The organism is Maricaulis sp. (assembly GCF_017643475.1).
Classification (GTDB): Bacteria; Pseudomonadota; Alphaproteobacteria; order Caulobacterales; family Maricaulaceae; genus Maricaulis.
The window spans coordinates 406,593-423,048 of the sequence record NZ_JAEPNI010000001.1 but is presented as its reverse complement, the minus strand read 5'-3'; the positions used below and the strand labels follow the sequence as shown (position 1 = coordinate 423,048).

Here is a 16,456-nt window from a genome sequence, read left to right as displayed (position 1 = left end):
GCGGTGAGTTGGATCGGTCTCGGTTCCAGACACGGCTTCGCAAGCCCCGGAAACTTGGGGAAGAAATTGCCAGTTTATGGAAAGAGACGAGACCTGCCGGTCTGAGTGGCGGTGCTGGCAGATGACAGCGGATCGGTTTCGGAGGACAGTCCCTCGTCAAACTCAAGGCGCGAGTTGACACCTTTAGACCAGAGCAACGGACCGAAGCGGTTCAATCAGTATTGCACAGTCTCATGCAGGATGTCTTTACCGCGTTCTAGACGTAAATCTTCGACGATTCATAACGAAAGCGGTAAGCGGATATATATCACGCAAGACGCAGGGCCCCATGCGATGTCCTGTGGTCCCGGAACGAATTACACATCAGAAATCGCTCCTGAATCAGGACAACGCACCCCAACGGTTTTTACGCTGACCGCGCCGCCCCGCCAATCCTCTAGATCCGGGCGACAGAATCCCGCTCGATCAGCTTGTAGTCGAGACATTCGACCACGCCTGAGGACTCATCCTCCCCGAGTGACTCGATCAATCTGGCAACGGCAACCGCACCGTATTCGAGCAAGGGCTGGCGTACTGTCGTCAGGGCTGGCCAAGTCTTGTCGGCGATCTCGGAATCATCGAACCCTACAACAGAGAGTTCTCCCGGAACTGACACCCCCAGACGATGCGCAGCCATGATGATGCCGGCGGCCATGTCGTCATTCGCCGCAAAAACCGCGGTGGGTCGGTCCTTGCGTTTGAGCAGCTCATCACCCGCCTTCAGCCCCGACGCGAATTCGAACGTTCCCGGCAGCACCAGTTCGGAGCGGAAGGGCAAGCCCGCAGCCTCCAGAGCCTCGCGATATCCCTTGAAACGTTCCTGGGTGGCGTTCTGGTCTTCCTTGCCACGCTGGAAGGCTATGGATTTGTGCCCGTGATCAATCAGGTAACGGGTCAGATCGCGCGCCGCGGCGCGCTCGTCGATCATGACGGTGCGCACGGAACCGCTAAGGTCGTGCGGCCCCACACGGGCGATGCGAACGTCAAACTCACTGAGCACCTCTGCCAGCCGGTCGTCATTGGACAGAGGCGGAACCAGCAACAGCCCGTCCGGCCGGCTCGCTTCCATCAATTTGGAAAACTTCGCGTGCAACTGGCCCCAATCCAGATCGGCGATATTCTCCACCAGTGAGATCATGAGATGATACCCCTTCTCCTGGCAGGCCTGGACCGCGCCGAACTGGACCGCGTTCACATAACTCGACCGGTGCGAGTGGGAGATCATGTGGATGGAATAGCTCCGCCGGCCACGCAATTGCCGGGCCGAGGTCGAGGGCACATACCCTACCTCTTCAGCTGCCTTTCGCACCCGCTCGCGCAGATCCTCTTTCACATGCGGTTCGTTGTTCAGGACACGCGAAACCGTCTTGATCGACACACCTGCCTTTTCGGCAACATCCACCATGCGAGCCATGCGCGGGACCTCCGGGTCTAGCTATTCCTGATGCGGTCGACGATTTCCGCATGCAGTGTTCGATTGAGCGGTAGTTGGGACAGCATCAGCGAGGAGAGAAACAGCAGAATGGCCGGTGCTGCGAAGATGTAAAGCTGTAAATACCCTGCCGTTTCAGTCGCTTGCTGTTCAAGTCCGGTATCATAGCCAATCCAGGTCAAGACCATGCCGACGATCAGCCCCATCAAACCGCCCGCGGACTTCTGAACCAGCAGGACCGACCCGAACACCGCGCCTTCATTTCGCTTGCCGCTCTGCCACTGGCCGTATTCGACGGTGTCAGGCACCAGAGCCCAGACCAGAACGCCAAAGCCGCCAAAGCCGATCCCGTAAAGCAGGATCTGCAGGGGAACACCGGCAACCAGAACAGGCTGTGTCAGCGCCAGCCAGAGACCGCCACCGATCACGATCCAGCACGCAGCGACCCAGGCGCGCTTCTTCCCATACCGATGCACTGCCATGGTCCAGACCGGGACCGACAACAGGATGGCGATCGCATAGATTGTCAGCACGGTCTCCTTGGCCGCAAAGACGTGTGCGTGTGCCTCGATGTAGAAGGCGAGTGTGATCTGGAAGGTCGCACCGGCTGCCGATTGAAGGAAGATCGCGCCGAGCAGGACGCCCAGCGCCGAATTGGACAGGATCGCCTTCACGAACGCTGCCATGGAGAAATCGCTCTCCTGAGATGTACCGAGCTCTTCTTCCTTCGTTGCGAAGAAACATACTGCCAAGGCGATCGTGGCCAGAAAACCGCCTACCAGAGCTGCAATCAGAAAGCCGCCCGGCGCCGTGTCGGAGCCATCGCCGAAATGCCGGACAATGGGGAACCAAGTGCCGGAAATGGCAAACAGGCCGAGGAAGGCAAATCCCATCCTCGTGCCCGAAAGCAGGGTCCTCTCACCGCTGTCATAACTCAAGCGAGAGGCTAGCGCGGCGTAAGGAACTGCGACCAGCGTGTAGCAGGTGCGGAACAACATGTGCGCTGCCACCATGAAAAGGAAGAGCATTAGCCCCTCGAGGGGTGGGATCCAGAAGAGCAGGACGAAACACAAGCCCAACAGCGTTCCGCCGCCCAACAGATAGGGGCGATAGGTACCCCAGCGTGTCCGTGTTTTCTGCGCCCAGTTAGCAACGGCCACATCGGACACCGCGTCCCACATCGTACCGATGAAATAGATCAACCCGGCCTGGTTAGGTGGCAGCCCTACGACCTCGGCATACCAGAACACAAGGATCAGCGAGAGCGCATTCCAGTAGATGTTCAGTCCGAAATCACCAACGCCATATCCAAGATAGGTCCGCAAGCCCGCTCCATTTCAGAATCAAATACTTCCCGTCACATGTTGCGTGGATCGCCCGGGCATTGTCCACCGTTGTCGGGCAGGAAAAGAAAGGGCGGCGGGTTGCTTTAACCCGCCGCCAGTTACCCTAGAGAGAGGGTGCAAGCGTCTAGAAGCGACCGCGAATTATGAAAGCGAAGCGCCTGTCATTGCGGAAGAAGCTCCGCGGGGCCGTGATCAGCTGATCGTTGATCACCGAGCTGGTCTCGGAGACCTCATCCAGCAGATTTACACCCTGGACACCGACGGTAATGCCGTCGGTCAGGTTGTAGAAGAAGGCCCCATCCAGCTGGCCGGTCGACTCATGGACGATCGGGGTAAATGGATAGATCACGTCACGAACCGTCAGCGTATAGTCGGAACGCCAATTGTAGGCGAGACGCGCGCTCCACTGATCGGTTTCCATGAAGCCAACCATGTTGAACGTGTGTTCGGACATAAGCGGCAGGCCCAGCGCCGAGACGTCAAAGTTCGGAGCGCCACCACGACCGTTCGGCTCATCATTCTTCGGACCGATATTCGGAATGCCCTGGGCGTCGATGTAGGTGTAGTTCGCCTGGACCCCCAAACCGGACCAGATACCGGGCAGCTCGTCAAAGGTTTGCTGGTAAGCCACCTCGAAGCCCTGGATCTCGCCGCTGTCGGAGGCATTGCCAACACCATCCACATCAACCGTGAAAGTCTGACCGTTGTTTTCGATATCTCGCTGGATCACCGCTGGAACAATGAAATTGTCCAGGCTCTTGTGGAAGAGCGAGAAGGTCAACGAGCCGACATCCGCGAAGTACCACTCGAAGGCAAGGTCATACTGATCAGCGATGATCGGATCGAGCTGAACATTACCCGTCGAGACCTGCGGGCCAAGCCAGGCTCCGGTGACCGGATCATCATCGCCGCGTGCAATCACCAGATTGCTCTTCATCAGACCGAAGTCCGGACGGCGCATGGCACGCGATGCACCAAAGCGGATCTGGAATTCCTCGGAAACACCGAAGAGAACATTCAGGCTGGGCAACCAGTTGTCATAGGTATTGCTGTCGGAAAGCTCTGTATTTGTGCCATCTGCCCAAGTCGCAAAGGCATTGCGAACCGCCGAGGTTTCCAAACAGAGTCCCGGAGGCGTACCGACGATAGCAGCACAGAAATCATCCGGCGTTTGGGCACCGAAATAGAGCGAGGCATCCGGGAATGAGAGCGCGCCAACGGCGGTCGTTTCAGTCTCCACATAACGCAGACCCACATTACCGCTGATAGTCATGCCCGAGGTGAAAGCCTCGTTGGAGAAGTCCAGGCGACCGTAAAATGCGGTCGTGTCCTGGCTGACATCGGTGATTTCCGACGGCAGGAACGAGGTTCCGGCAACAACACCGCCGCGCTGTGCGAGCGGCACCCAGCCGCCATTGCCAGCAGCGTTGCGAAGGGACATCAGATCGGCGACGGCGACGTCATAATTGTCGCCGAGCGGACCGGTGTAGAACGGAACACCCCCCTCAAGGCCGGTCGCCATGCCACGCTGGTAGTCATTAAAATCATACAGCTCGAAAGTGCCCGCCGGGATAGCCGGATTATCGAGTGCAAACGGTGCATTCCAAGTCGCTGAGATATTACCCCAGTTATAGGTGGAGCTGCGAACAATCTGGTCGCGCTCGGAGCGACGGGCACCGAAGCGCACGGACTGCAGCCAGCTATCACCTTCAAAATCGTATTCGGCGTCACCGCGGAAAGAGACCGCCTCCCCCTCATTGTCGGAAAGATGGTCCATAGCCGAGCGAATGTAATAGTTTCCGAGGTCGCTGAAATACGGGTTGGAACCATCGCTTGGTGCGCGATAGACGACGCTCGGCACCTCACCACCCATGTCCAGTTCGATATCGGAGAAGAATGCCGCGTGAACAGTCACATCCGCAATATCTACTTCGGACTCAACAAACTGGAGATCGAAGCTGGTGCGGAAACGATCTGTCGGTGCCCAGGAGAGGTTGAAACCCCAGTCCGTCGTGACGGACTCGTCAACCTTGCCGCGGGTCAGCGCCAGCTGGCGCACACCGTTTAGCGGGTGGGTCGGGTCGTTGGAACGCCAACCCACGCTCTCGGAAATCACGCCGCTTTCAAACAGGCCATCATCTCCAAACTCGAAGCTCGTACCCGCTGCCGGAATGATCGTCGGACCGCTATCAATGCTTGGCTCGACCGCACGCTCGCTCCACGCGTTCTCATAGGACGCACGGAAGAACTGGGCCGTTGCTTCCAGCTCGCCACTGGCACTGCGCCACTGGGCAGCTGCGGAGATGGTGTCGCGATCGCGATCAAAAAGCTGTGTCCGGATACCCGCGCCCGAAGGAACATACAGATCCTGCCCGTCGCCTGGATCACGGTCCAGCCATTCGGCAACCAGGGTGCCGTCCGCGCGGGACTTAAGGTTGGAATAGGACGCGCCAATCAGGAAGCCGAATTCGGACCCGTCTGACATCTCCCAGCTATCCGCATAGATCGCGGACGCGGTCGGCGTCAGCTCGTCGGCAAAGTCGGTGTAATTGCCTTCAAGCGTGAAGGCGAGAAGACGACCATTCTCGTCGAACGGCAGGCGCGTATTCAGATTGACGGTGCCGGCCAGTCCACCTTCGATCATGTCGGCGGACTGGTTCTTGAAGACCTCCACCGAGCCAAGCATTTCCGGGGACACATCGTTGAAGCCGATCTGCTGGCCATTATCTGCGGAAAACACGTCACGGCCATTCAGTTCACTGCGGGCGAAGTTCAGGCCACGAATGATCGCGCCGGATCCTTCAACGGAGAAGTGGTCTGGGTCGTTCTCGCCATCGAAACGCGTAATATTGATACCCGGGACACGCTGCAGCGCTTCGGATACGGAACGGTCCGGCAGAGCGCCGATATCTTCCGCCGTTACTGCATCCACCAGGACATCGGAATTGCGACGGATTTCCTGTGCCGAGCGCAGGCTCGAACGGATGCCGCGGACCGTGATGACGTCAGAGTCGCTTGCTTGTGTGTCTTCATCTGCATCCTGTGCCATCGCAGCGGGCGCGCCCATCGCGATTGCCAGGGCCAGGACGGAGGCACCTGCCCACGCTTTCGTCCTGAAATCCGGTTTGGATTTTCCGGATACACCGTTGAATTTCATCAAAATTCTCCCCTCATTGAAGCGCGCCGCCTTTTATTGACAGCGTTGTCAATTGCTGTCACCTTCAACTAAACACTTCGATCTGTCAAGAATAACAAATCGAAGAATCTGAAAGATCAGTGTCCGGAACCGGCAAACAATGCATGATTTGCCGCACGACGCAGGGGAGAAAATTCGGTGATGAGGGCGAAAAAGCGCATCGTCATTGTCGGCGGCGGAACCGCAGGGTGGATGGCTGCTGCTGCCCTGTCTTCCATGCTGCCCAGACAGGAGTTTTCCATCGATCTCGTCGAGTCCGAACAGATCGGCATTATCGGTGTGGGTGAGGCTACGCTGCCGCATCTGCGTCACTTCAATGAAACCATCGGCGTCGACGAAACCGAATTCCTCAAAGCCACCTCGGCGACGTTGAAACTGGGCATAGAATTCGTGAACTGGGGCGATGTCGGCGAGCGTTACATCCACCCGTTCGGGGATTTCGGCCGCACGATCCAGGGGGCCAAATTCCACCAGGTCTGGCGCAAACTCAATCCCGACGCGAGCGCTGGTGATATCGGCAAGTATTCTTTACCCGTACGCATGTGCGAAGCTGGCAAATTCGACTTTCCAGAATCCGATTACCGCGCAATTACATCAACTTATGGATATGCCTACCAGTTTGACGCAACCCGGTACGCGCCTTTCCTGCGCAAGATCGCAGAGGGTCGTGGAGTTCGGCGCACCGAAGGTATTGTCAACGCTGTCAATCAAGCCAGTGAAAACGGCGACATCGTCTCGATAGAGCTTGACAATGGAGCCCTGCTCACAGGCGACTACTTTATCGATTGCACAGGGTTTCGCGGCGTTCTCATCGATCAGACACTCAAGGCCGGTTACGAGGACTGGTCGCACTGGCTTCCCTGTGACCGGGCTGTCGCAGTTCCATCCGCTGCAACATCGCCCATCCTGCCCTACACCCGAGCGACCGCGCACGAAGCCGGGTGGCAGTGGCGCATTCCGCTCCAGCACCGCATGGGCAACGGCCATGTCTATTCCAGCAGCTTTATTGATGACGACAAAGCCGAGGCAATTCTGCGCGCGAACATCGAGGGTGAGCTGAAAGCCGAACCACGCGTGCTGCGCTTTAGGACCGGACGCCGCAAACAGTTCTGGTCGAGGAATTGCGTGTCCGTCGGACTGGCCAGTGGTTTCCTGGAGCCGCTGGAATCCACCAGCATCCACCTGACCCAACTGGCGATCACCAATTTCATCGAACTCTTGCCCGTGAGTGCCGACATGTCGCGTGAACGCGATGAGTACAACGCTATCATGGCCCGCGAGTTCGAACGCGTCCGCGACTTCCTGATCCTGCATTATCACGTCACCCGCCGGCATGATTCCGCGTTTTGGAACCATGTACGAACTATGGAGATTCCTACAACGCTACAGGAGAAGATCGATCTCTTCAGCGCTCGCGGACGCGTGGCGCGTTACCAGCAAGGCCTGTTTCTCGAACCCAGCTGGCTTGCCGTCTACCTAGGACAGGGACTGATACCCGCACAGCCGGATGGCTCCGCAAGCCAGCTGGATGACGCAGAATTGGCTGCTCGGCTTGCGGCACTGGACAGCGAAATCGGTTCCGCCGTCTCGCGGATGCCCCATCACGACAACAAGCTGGCTGCGCTGGTTCAAGCCGGGAGGGCGGCCCAGTGAGCCGACCGATCGAAACAATAGCCATTCTCGGCTCGGGCATTGAAGCAGCGCTGTCGGCGTTTGTGCTCAAACAGCGCACCGGCCTCTCCATAGCGCGGTTCGCTGAAACAGAGACGCCAGCACTCTCACCGGTACATACAGTTCTAACCCCGTCAGCGCTTCAGCGCCTGGAGACAGCAGGACTGGGCCTGCGCGACCTGCTCGCCCTTCCGGGCAGCCTGCCCTCGCTGGGCCAGATGATCGTGACCGACCAGCAAACCAGCTGTAACCCTTTTGGATCACGTGGCATCGACTGGGCCGGGATCGGTTTTCACCATCACTGGCTGCGTGCGCGCCAGGGCGGACTTCGCTTGCCCTACGCCGCCTTTTCTCCGGCCTATCGGGCGATGCAGGAAAACCGTTTCGCGCCACCAGACCAACGCAATCTCATCGGGCCCCTTCAGCACGAGTCCGGCCTGCACGTGCATCCAGAAGCGCTGTTTGAGCGCCTCGTTGAAGGGACCAGCGTCCAACCACTTGCAGCGGCCGCAAACGCCGTCGAAGCAGACCTTGTCATTGATGCACGCGAACGATCGAACGAGCTCCAGATCTCAGCCCAAAGCGGTGAACAGCCATTTTCGAGCTGGCGCGCTTCCACGACCGGCTGGACGATTACGATTCCGCTGCGCAATGGGGCCCTCGAATATCCCCTGGCGGGTGGTGATGAAGACCAACTGATCAAACAGCCCTGGCGAGGCAATCAGGTCTCCATCGGACAAGCCGCCTACAGCGGCCCGAGCTTGCCCGGTCTCGCGATAGAGCGCGTCCTGCACGAGCTGGACCTGTTGGTCGAACTGCTGCCGGATCGGGATTGTCATCCCGCCGAGACGTCGCAATACAATCGCATCTGGACTGAGGAAATGAACGAGCTGCGCGCGCTAACCACATTGTATCTTGGTGGCGACGATGCACGCACTTCAGAACGACTCAGGATGTTCAAACACCGCGGCTATGTGCGTCCGCTGGACACGGACCTGGTCACGGCCAGTGACTGGGTCGTGCACGCCCTGGCGCTGGACCATGTGCCGGAACATTTTGATCCATTGTCGATGCGGCTGGATGATGCTCGTCTGAAACAGGAACTCGGCCAATTGCTTCAGCGCATCAACGTGGTCAGCGGGGAATTCCCGCCGCTGTCGGTCTACCTCCAGGCGATCGACAAGGCGCTCGGCCAATCCCGGGAGACCGCATGACCAGCAATCGCATATCCAGTGTCGTCATCGCGGGTGGCGGAACCGCCGGGTGGATGACAGCCGCGGCGCTGTCCAAATTCATCCTGCCTGCCGGCGTGCGTGTTGAGCTGATCGAATCTGACGCAATCGGTACGGTCGGTGTCGGCGAAGCGAGCATTCCCGGCATCGCCGATTTCAATCGAATGCTCGGGATTACCGAGCCCGACTTCATTGCCGCAACCAGGGGCAGCTACAAACTCGGCATCGAATTTGTTGACTGGGGTGCGATCGGCGAGCGCTATCTCCACCCGTTCGGGGATTACGGATTTCCGATGCAGGGCGAGGATTTCCACCATTTCTGGAACCGCGCCCGTCTGCTCGGCGAAGACCACGCGCTTGAGGCCTATTCCATGTGTTGCATGGCCGCGCGTGCAGGCAAGTTCATGCTGCCGGTCAACGATCCGCAATCACCCGTTTCCCAGATGCGTCACGCCTATCATTTCGACGCCGGCCTCTATGCGCGATTCCTGCGCCAGTACGCTGAAGCAAGAGGCGTTGTTCGGCATGAAGGCCGCATCGCCACCGTCGAGCGCGATGGCGAGCGCGGTGCAATCCGGGCCCTGGGCATTGATGATGGACCCCGCCTTGAAGCCGATCTGTTTGTCGACTGCACAGGTTTCCGGGGGCTGTTGATTGGGCAGGAACTGGGCGTTGCCTATCAGGACTGGCGTGAATGGCTGCCCTGCGACCGGGCCATTGCTCTACCTTCCGAGCGAGATGAGACGACACCACCCTATACCCGCGCTACCGCGCGCGAAGCCGGCTGGCAATGGCGTATTCCGCTGCAACACCGTGTCGGCAATGGTTACGTCTACTCCTCCGCCCACACGGATGACGAACGCGCCCTGGACGTGTTGACCCGCAACATTGAAGGCACCCCCTTGGCCGAACCCAACCATCTGCGTTTCACGCCTGGCCGCCGCGACCGTTTCTGGGAGAAGAATTGCGTGGCCATCGGTCTCTCCTCGGGCTTCCTGGAACCGCTTGAATCAACCTCCATCCATCTGATCCAGGAAGGCGTGAGCAAACTGCTGGCGCTGTTTCCGCGCGATGGCATCAGCGCGCGTGAGACCGCGCGCTACAACGCGATCATGGCCGATTCATTTGATTACATCCGTGACTTCCTGATCCTGCACTACAACGCAACCCGCCGGAACGACTCCGCTTTCTGGGACCATGTTCGCACCATGCAGATCCCGGACAGCCTGAGCCAGACCCTGGGGCTTTTCCGAGAAAATGGCCGTTTCTTTGCCCACAAGGGAGACCTCTTTACCCTGACCAGCTGGCTCGCGGTGATGGTCGGGCAAGGCATTCTGCCAAAAGCCTATTCGCCGGTCGCTGACAGTCTGGCGAGCGACGAGCTGGCCCGGACACTGCGCGACATGCGGGAGACCTACGCCATGGCCGCAAGCAAGATGCCGCCGCATGACGCCTTCATCAGGCACGTGCTTGGCAAGGCCGAGACACAAGGAGAGCTCGCATGAGCGTCGACCCCATCCGTTCGGTCTTGATTGTGGGAGGTGGCACTGCCGGCTGGATGACAGCCGCGGCCCTGTCCAAGATTTTCGCGGACCACGACCTTCGGATCCAGCTGATCGAGTCCGAGCAGATCGGCACAGTCGGCGTCGGCGAAGCGACGATCCCCCAGATCCTTCTGTTCAACCGCATGCTGGGCATCGACGAAAACGAGTTCATCAAGGCAACCCAGGCGACTTTCAAACTGGGCATCGAATTCGAGGGATGGCGGCGCGAAGGCCATTCCTATCTGCACCCTTTCGGCTCCTATGGCAGCGACATGGACGGGGTGATGTTTCATCACTTCTGGCTCAATGCCCGCCAGCGCGGATATGAGGTTGAGCTGCCGGAGTTCTGCCTCCAGGTGCTCGCCGCCCGCGAGGGACGCTTCCTGCGACCAGTGCCCAATGCCAAGAACTCCCCGCTCGGCCATATCGCCTATGCCTTCCAGTTCGATGCGGGCCTGTATGCGAACTATCTGCGCCAGTACGCGGAGGCTCGAGGGGTCGAGCGCATCGAGGGCCGGATTAAACACACACGCCTCGACGAGGAAAGCGGCCACCTGGCCTCAGTGAAACTGGAGGATGGTCGCGAATTCTCGGCCGATTTTTTCGTCGATTGCTCAGGGTTTCGCGGGCTCTTGATCGAACAGGCACTGGAAACCGGATACGAGGACTGGAGTGCCTGGCTGCCCTGTAACCGGGCGCTGGCGGTTCCGTCGGAACGTGTACGTGAGCCAGACCCGTTCACCCGCTCGACCGCCCGCCCGGCGGGCTGGCAATGGCACATCCCGCTGCAACACCGAACCGGCAATGGCCATGTCTATTGCTCTGATCATATGAGTGATGACGAGGCTGCCCGTATTCTGCTGGACAATCTGGAGGGCCGCCCCCTGCGAGACCCGATCCAGCTGCGCTTTGTGACCGGACATCGTCGCAAGTTCTGGAACCGGAATGTGCTGGCGATTGGCCTCGCTGCGGGATTCATGGAACCCTTGGAATCCACCAGCATCCACCTGATCCAGAGTGGGATAGCGCGCTTGATGACGCTCTTCCCGGATCGCAGTTTCAACCCGGCCGACATCGATGAGTACAACCGTCTAACGCTGCAGGAATACGAGTATGTGCGTGATTTTCTGGTCCTGCATTATCGCCAGACCGAGCGCGATGATAGCGAGTTCTGGCGGCGCTGCCGAAACCTGCCGATGACCGACCACCTCGCTCGCAAACTCGAGCTCTATCGCACCAATGGTCGCGTCTATCGCGAGAAGGACGAGCTGTTCAACGAAACCAGCTGGCTCGCCGTCATGGACGGTCAGGGCGTAGAACCCCGGGGCCATCACCCCTTGGTCTCAAGCCTGGGCGATCGCGAGGTTGATGCCCGGCTGGAACAGATCCTGTCAGTGATCCGGGCATCCGCGGATCATATGCCCAGCCACGCGGACTTCATCGCCGAACACTGCGCCGCCGAACCGGATATGCTGTCGGAGACCGTGTAGAAGTTCTCAAATGCTTGTTCTTGCCGCCAGCCTGCTCGCTGCCCTGCAGCCCGCGCCCGAATGTGCGCTTGCCGAGGATTTCGCCCCGATTGTCATGAACCAGACCGGGTTCGAAACGACCGGTCCCAAGCTGGCCATCCTGCGTGCCGACACCGAGACACCTGTGAACTGGCGCGTGCTGGACGCGGACGGGACGCCTGTCGCCAGCGGCACATCCGAGCCGTTCGGCTATGATGAAAGCGCCGGGGAGACCGTCCACCACATCGATTTCGCGGCACTCTCAACGCCCGGAACAGGCTTCACGATTGAAGCCTGCGGGGCGCGCTCGCGCGCCTTTGCCATCGGCGTTCGGCCCTATGCGGAGCTGGCAGAAGACAGCCTCAGATACTTCTATCTCAATCGCCTCGGCACGGATCTCGACCCCGCCTTCACGGGCGGCGAGGCCTGGGCCCGTGCGGGTGGGTTTTTCGGGAGCCAGGTCACCTGTTTCACCGGCACCGACATGACCGGAACAGAGTGGCCGGGATGCGATTATCATCTCGACACCACGGGCGGCTGGGCGGATGCGGGCGACTACGGCCAGTACGTGGTCAATGGCGGGATCTCGGTCTGGACGCTCCAATACGTCTATGAACGTTTCCAAGCTCTCGGCGAGCTGGCGGAGTTCGGCTGGAACGGTGAGCGTGTGACCTTGCCCGAAAGTGAAGACGGGGTCAGTGAAATCCTCCTCGAAGCGCGCTGGCAGCTGGAATTCATGCTGGCCATGCAAGTGCCGGAGGGCGCCTCGGTCTGGGTGGACGCGCGCGAGGACGAAGCGGAACAATCCCGCCCGATCCTGGTAGATGGCTCCGGCCTCGTCCACCACAAGCTTCATGAGCGCAGCTGGTTGCCCTTGCCTCTGCTGCCGGAGGATGCCGCTGAAACCCGATATCTGATCCCGCCAACGACTGCAGCCACGCTGAATCTGGCCGCGTCGGCAGCGCAATGCGGACGGGTCTGGCGCGAACTCGACCCTGTCTTCGCAGATCAATGCCTGAGCGCCGCGCGAAGGGCCTTTGCCGCAGCAGAGCGTTACCCCGACCTGCTTGCTCGCAATACGTTCGATGGCGGCGGCGCTTATGGCGACCTCGATGTTATCGACGAATTCTACTGGGCCGCCATCGAGCTCTGCCTGACCACAGGAGAGGCGGCGTACCGGCAATCAGCGCTGACCTATCGAGAACAACTGAGCGGACGTCGGCCCATCTTCTGGGCAAACACCGAAATGCTGCCGGAACTCTCCCTGTTGCTCAGCCAAGATCATCCGAGTCTGCGCGAACAGGCGAAGACCATCGTTCGGGCCAGCGCCAATCAGTACCAGCAGGAAATGACCTCTGGCGGCTATCACTACCCGCTGACCCCGAGCGAGATCACCTGGGGGTCCAGCGCCAACTTGCTCAATCGCGCCCTTGTCATGGCGGCAGCGCATGACGTCGATCCGGAACAGGGCTTCCGGGATGGCGTCGTGCACGCGATGGACTACCTCCTCGGGCGCAATCCGCTCGACCAGAGCTACATCGCCGGCTATGGCGCGCGCCCGATGCGGTTTCCGCACCACCGCTTCTGGGCCAATGGCGCCGATCCGGAGTTTCCCGAGGCCCCGCCCGGAGCGCTTTCCGGCGGGCCCAATCATCGCATCATGATTGATCCGATCGCGCGCGAAATGGAAGGCGAGTGTGCGCCCCAGACCTGCTGGGCCGACCATGTTGACGCCTATGCGCTCAACGAGGTTGCTATCAACTGGAATGCGCCGCTCTTCGCAATCGCGGCATATCTGGAAGCCACACAACATAATAACAACTAGGCGAAAATCCGGATTTCACGGCTCTTCACAGCCGATATTGACAACGTTGTCTAAATGCGATCATGTAACCTCAAACAGGGGAGCCAACAATGCCGCTACATCGTCCGTCCAGTACCGCTGTGTCCATGATCGCCCTTTCGGCGGCCCTGGGGCTCGCCGGCTGCCAGCTCGCCTCTGAACCCGAGCTTCAAGGCGCGGATACGACAATGGCAGAGCCGGTCTTTATCGACTTACCAGACGCGGCCACAGCCGACGCGGCCAACTGGCCCGCAATCACACCCCTTCCGCTTGACCCGGCGGTCGAAGCCCGGATCGACGAGATCCTGTCCATGATGACGGTCGAACAGAAAGTTGGTCAGACCATCCAGGCGGACAGTGGTTCTGTGACGGCTGAAGAAGTCCGCGAATACCGTCTCGGCTCCGTGCTCAGCGGCGGAAACTCGGCCCCTGGTCCGCTCCCCTATGCCGATGCTGACACCTGGCTGGAAGCGGCGGACGAGTACTTCAATGCCGCGCTTGACCCGACCGGCGTCGAGATCGCGATTCCGATTATCTGGGGCATCGACGCCGTCCACGGCCACGCCAATCTGCGCGGCGCGGTCGTTTTCCCGCACAATATCGGCCTCGGTGCCACGAACAATCCGGACCTGATCGAGGAGATCTACCGGATTACCGCGCGCGAGCTGTCCGTCTCCGGACATGACTGGACCTTTGCACCCACGCTGGCCGTCCCGCGAGATGATCGCTGGGGCCGCACCTATGAGGGTTTCTCGGAGGATCCAGAAATTGTGCATGCCTATGGCGAGCGCATCGTCTGGGGCCTGCAGGGTCGACCAGGCACGGACGAGTTCATGGCCCCTGGTCGCGTCATCTCGAGTGCCAAGCATTTCCTCGCCGATGGCGGCACGGCTGACGGGCGCGACCAGGGCGATGCCCGGATCAGCGAAGCGGAACTTCGCGATATCCATGCCCAGGGTTACTACACGGCGATCCCCGCCGGCGTTCAGACTGTCATGGCCTCCTTCTCCGGATGGAATGGCGTGCGCATGCACGGCAATCAGAGCCTGCTGAACGATATTCTCAAAGACCGCATGGGCTTCAACGGCTTTGTCGTCGGTGACTGGAATGGCCACGGCCTGGTGGCCGGCTGTTCGGCAACGGATTGCCCAGAAAGCTTCAATGCCGGGGTCGATATGTACATGGCCCCGGACAGCTGGCGCGAGCTCTATCATTCAACACTCGAACATGTACGGGCAGGTCGCATTTCAATGGAGCGGCTGGATGATGCTGTCCGCCGTATCCTGCGTGTGAAAATCCAGTCGGGCTTGTTTGAACAAGTCGCGCCGAGCCAGCGTCCACTGGCCAATGATGACAGCGTTCTGGCAGCCGATGAACATCGCGCTATCGCACGTCAGGCAGTCCGTGAATCCCTGGTATTGCTGAAGAACAAGGACAGTCTCCTCCCTCTCGACCCTGGCATGACCGTGCTTGTCGTGGGCGATGGTGCTGACCATATGGGCAAGGCCTCGGGCGGATGGACCCTGTCCTGGCAGGGCGGGGATTATCCCAATGAGGAATTCCCGGCCGGTCAGACCATTCTCGACGGCATACGCGAAGTCGTTGAAGCCGCCGGGGGGCGCGTGATCTTTGATCCGGAAGGTGATGACGACCATGACGCCGACGCTGTCATCGCGGTCTATGGCGAGAACCCCTATGCAGAATTCCAGGGTGATCGGGAACATCTCGACTTCGTGCCCAACGGTTTCGATACAGAGCAGCTCGAAGCCTACTCCGCCGCGGGCATGCCCGTCGTCAGCGTCTTCTTGTCCGGTCGTCCACTGTGGACCAATCCGGAAATCAACGACTCGGATGCCTTCGTAGCGGCCTGGCTGCCCGGCACGGAAGGCGGCGGCATTGCCGACATGCTCTTCCGCACGCAGCCGGACTTTGACTTCACCGGGCGCCTGTCCTTCTCCTGGCCAGCCAGCGCTGTCGGCGGCCCGGTCAATCGTGGTGACGCGGACTACGCGCCCCTGTTTGCCTATGGCTATGGACTGAGCTTTGGAGATACGCAGGAACTGGCAGATCTGCCCGAAGCTTCCGGCCTGTCGGCTGAGGACCTTGCTCCGAGCGGAGCCTTCTATCGCCTTGGGCAGGCTGTCGCGCCGTGGAGCGTCCAGGTCGGGTCGGGTAACAGCTGGAGCGACGCTCCGGAAGAGCGGCTGGAAACTGAAGCCCTGACCTTGGGCCGAACCGACCGCACGGCGCAGGAAGACTCCCTGCATTTCATCTGGCACCAGGCCGGAGTGGGCGTTCGCCTTGGCACGGCTGAACCCCAAGATCTCTCACGTGAAGCCAATGGCGCGATGGAAATCTCCTTCCGGGCCCGCGGCTATAACAGCCGCGACACCTGGGTGGAGATCGGCGCCTCATGCTCCAGCACGGAAACGTGCGAGCATTTTGTTCCTGTCCGCATCACCCAGGGGCCCTGGCAGGAATACCGGGTCAGCCTGAGCTGTTTCACCGAAGCCGGTGTGGACCTGACAAACACGCAAGCCGTCTTCATCCTTCGTTCCGAGGAAGAGAGCGGTGAGATCGGTCTGGGCGATATCGGCCTCGCTTCCGACACCGACGCCACCCAGACCTGCGGGGATGCCCGCTAG

9 protein-coding genes are annotated in these 16,456 nt (G+C 60.0%); 6 read left to right on the top strand and 3 right to left on the bottom strand.

The annotated features are described in order from the left end of the window. Nucleotides 1-436: 436 nt before the first annotated feature. The 3 genes from JJ889_RS02010 to JJ889_RS02000 form a co-directional block, all read right to left on the bottom strand. A complete protein-coding gene (locus JJ889_RS02010; RefSeq protein WP_291891091.1) occupies nt 437-1,453 on the bottom strand; it encodes a LacI family DNA-binding transcriptional regulator in 1,017 nt (338 codons plus the stop codon). A 17-nt stretch (nt 1,454-1,470) separates the two neighbouring features. Then, the gene (locus JJ889_RS02005) at nt 1,471-2,796 is read right to left on the bottom strand and encodes an MFS transporter (RefSeq protein ID WP_291891090.1); all 1,326 of its coding nucleotides are present in this window, start codon (nt 2,794-2,796) and stop codon (nt 1,471-1,473) included. A gap of 145 nt (nt 2,797-2,941) precedes the next feature. Continuing rightward, nucleotides 2,942-5,974 carry a TonB-dependent receptor gene (locus JJ889_RS02000; protein WP_291891089.1) on the bottom strand — a complete coding sequence of 1,011 codons (3,033 nt, stop codon included), beginning with the start codon at nt 5,972-5,974 and terminating at the stop codon, nt 2,942-2,944. Between the two features lie 180 nt (nt 5,975-6,154). On the opposite strand from JJ889_RS02000, the gene JJ889_RS01995 reads away from it, so the two are divergent. The 6 genes from JJ889_RS01995 (at nt 6,155) to JJ889_RS01970 (ending at nt 16,456) form a co-directional block, all read left to right on the top strand. After that, complete coding sequence (locus tag JJ889_RS01995) at nt 6,155-7,666, top strand: tryptophan halogenase family protein (RefSeq protein WP_291891088.1); 1,512 nt, start codon at nt 6,155-6,157, stop codon at nt 7,664-7,666. Continuing rightward, the gene (locus JJ889_RS01990; protein ID WP_291891087.1) at nt 7,663-8,898 is read left to right on the top strand and encodes a tryptophan 7-halogenase; all 1,236 of its coding nucleotides are present in this window, start codon (nt 7,663-7,665) and stop codon (nt 8,896-8,898) included. Before JJ889_RS01995 ends, JJ889_RS01990 begins: the two co-directional genes overlap by 4 nt. Continuing rightward, complete coding sequence (locus JJ889_RS01985; protein ID WP_291891086.1) at nt 8,895-10,421, top strand: tryptophan halogenase family protein; 1,527 nt, start codon at nt 8,895-8,897, stop codon at nt 10,419-10,421. The genes JJ889_RS01990 and JJ889_RS01985 overlap by 4 nt, the downstream gene beginning before the upstream one ends. Continuing rightward, complete coding sequence (locus JJ889_RS01980) at nt 10,418-11,950, top strand: tryptophan halogenase family protein (protein WP_291891085.1); 1,533 nt, start codon at nt 10,418-10,420, stop codon at nt 11,948-11,950. Before JJ889_RS01985 ends, JJ889_RS01980 begins: the two co-directional genes overlap by 4 nt. Nucleotides 11,951-11,960: 10 nt before the next feature. Beyond that, nucleotides 11,961-13,793 carry a glycoside hydrolase family 9 protein gene (locus tag JJ889_RS01975; RefSeq protein ID WP_291891084.1) on the top strand — a complete coding sequence of 611 codons (1,833 nt, stop codon included), beginning with the start codon at nt 11,961-11,963 and terminating at the stop codon, nt 13,791-13,793. A gap of 89 nt (nt 13,794-13,882) precedes the next feature. Continuing rightward, nucleotides 13,883-16,456: a glycoside hydrolase family 3 protein gene (locus JJ889_RS01970; RefSeq protein WP_291891083.1), complete on the top strand. Its 2,574-nt coding sequence runs from the start codon at nt 13,883-13,885 to the stop codon at nt 16,454-16,456.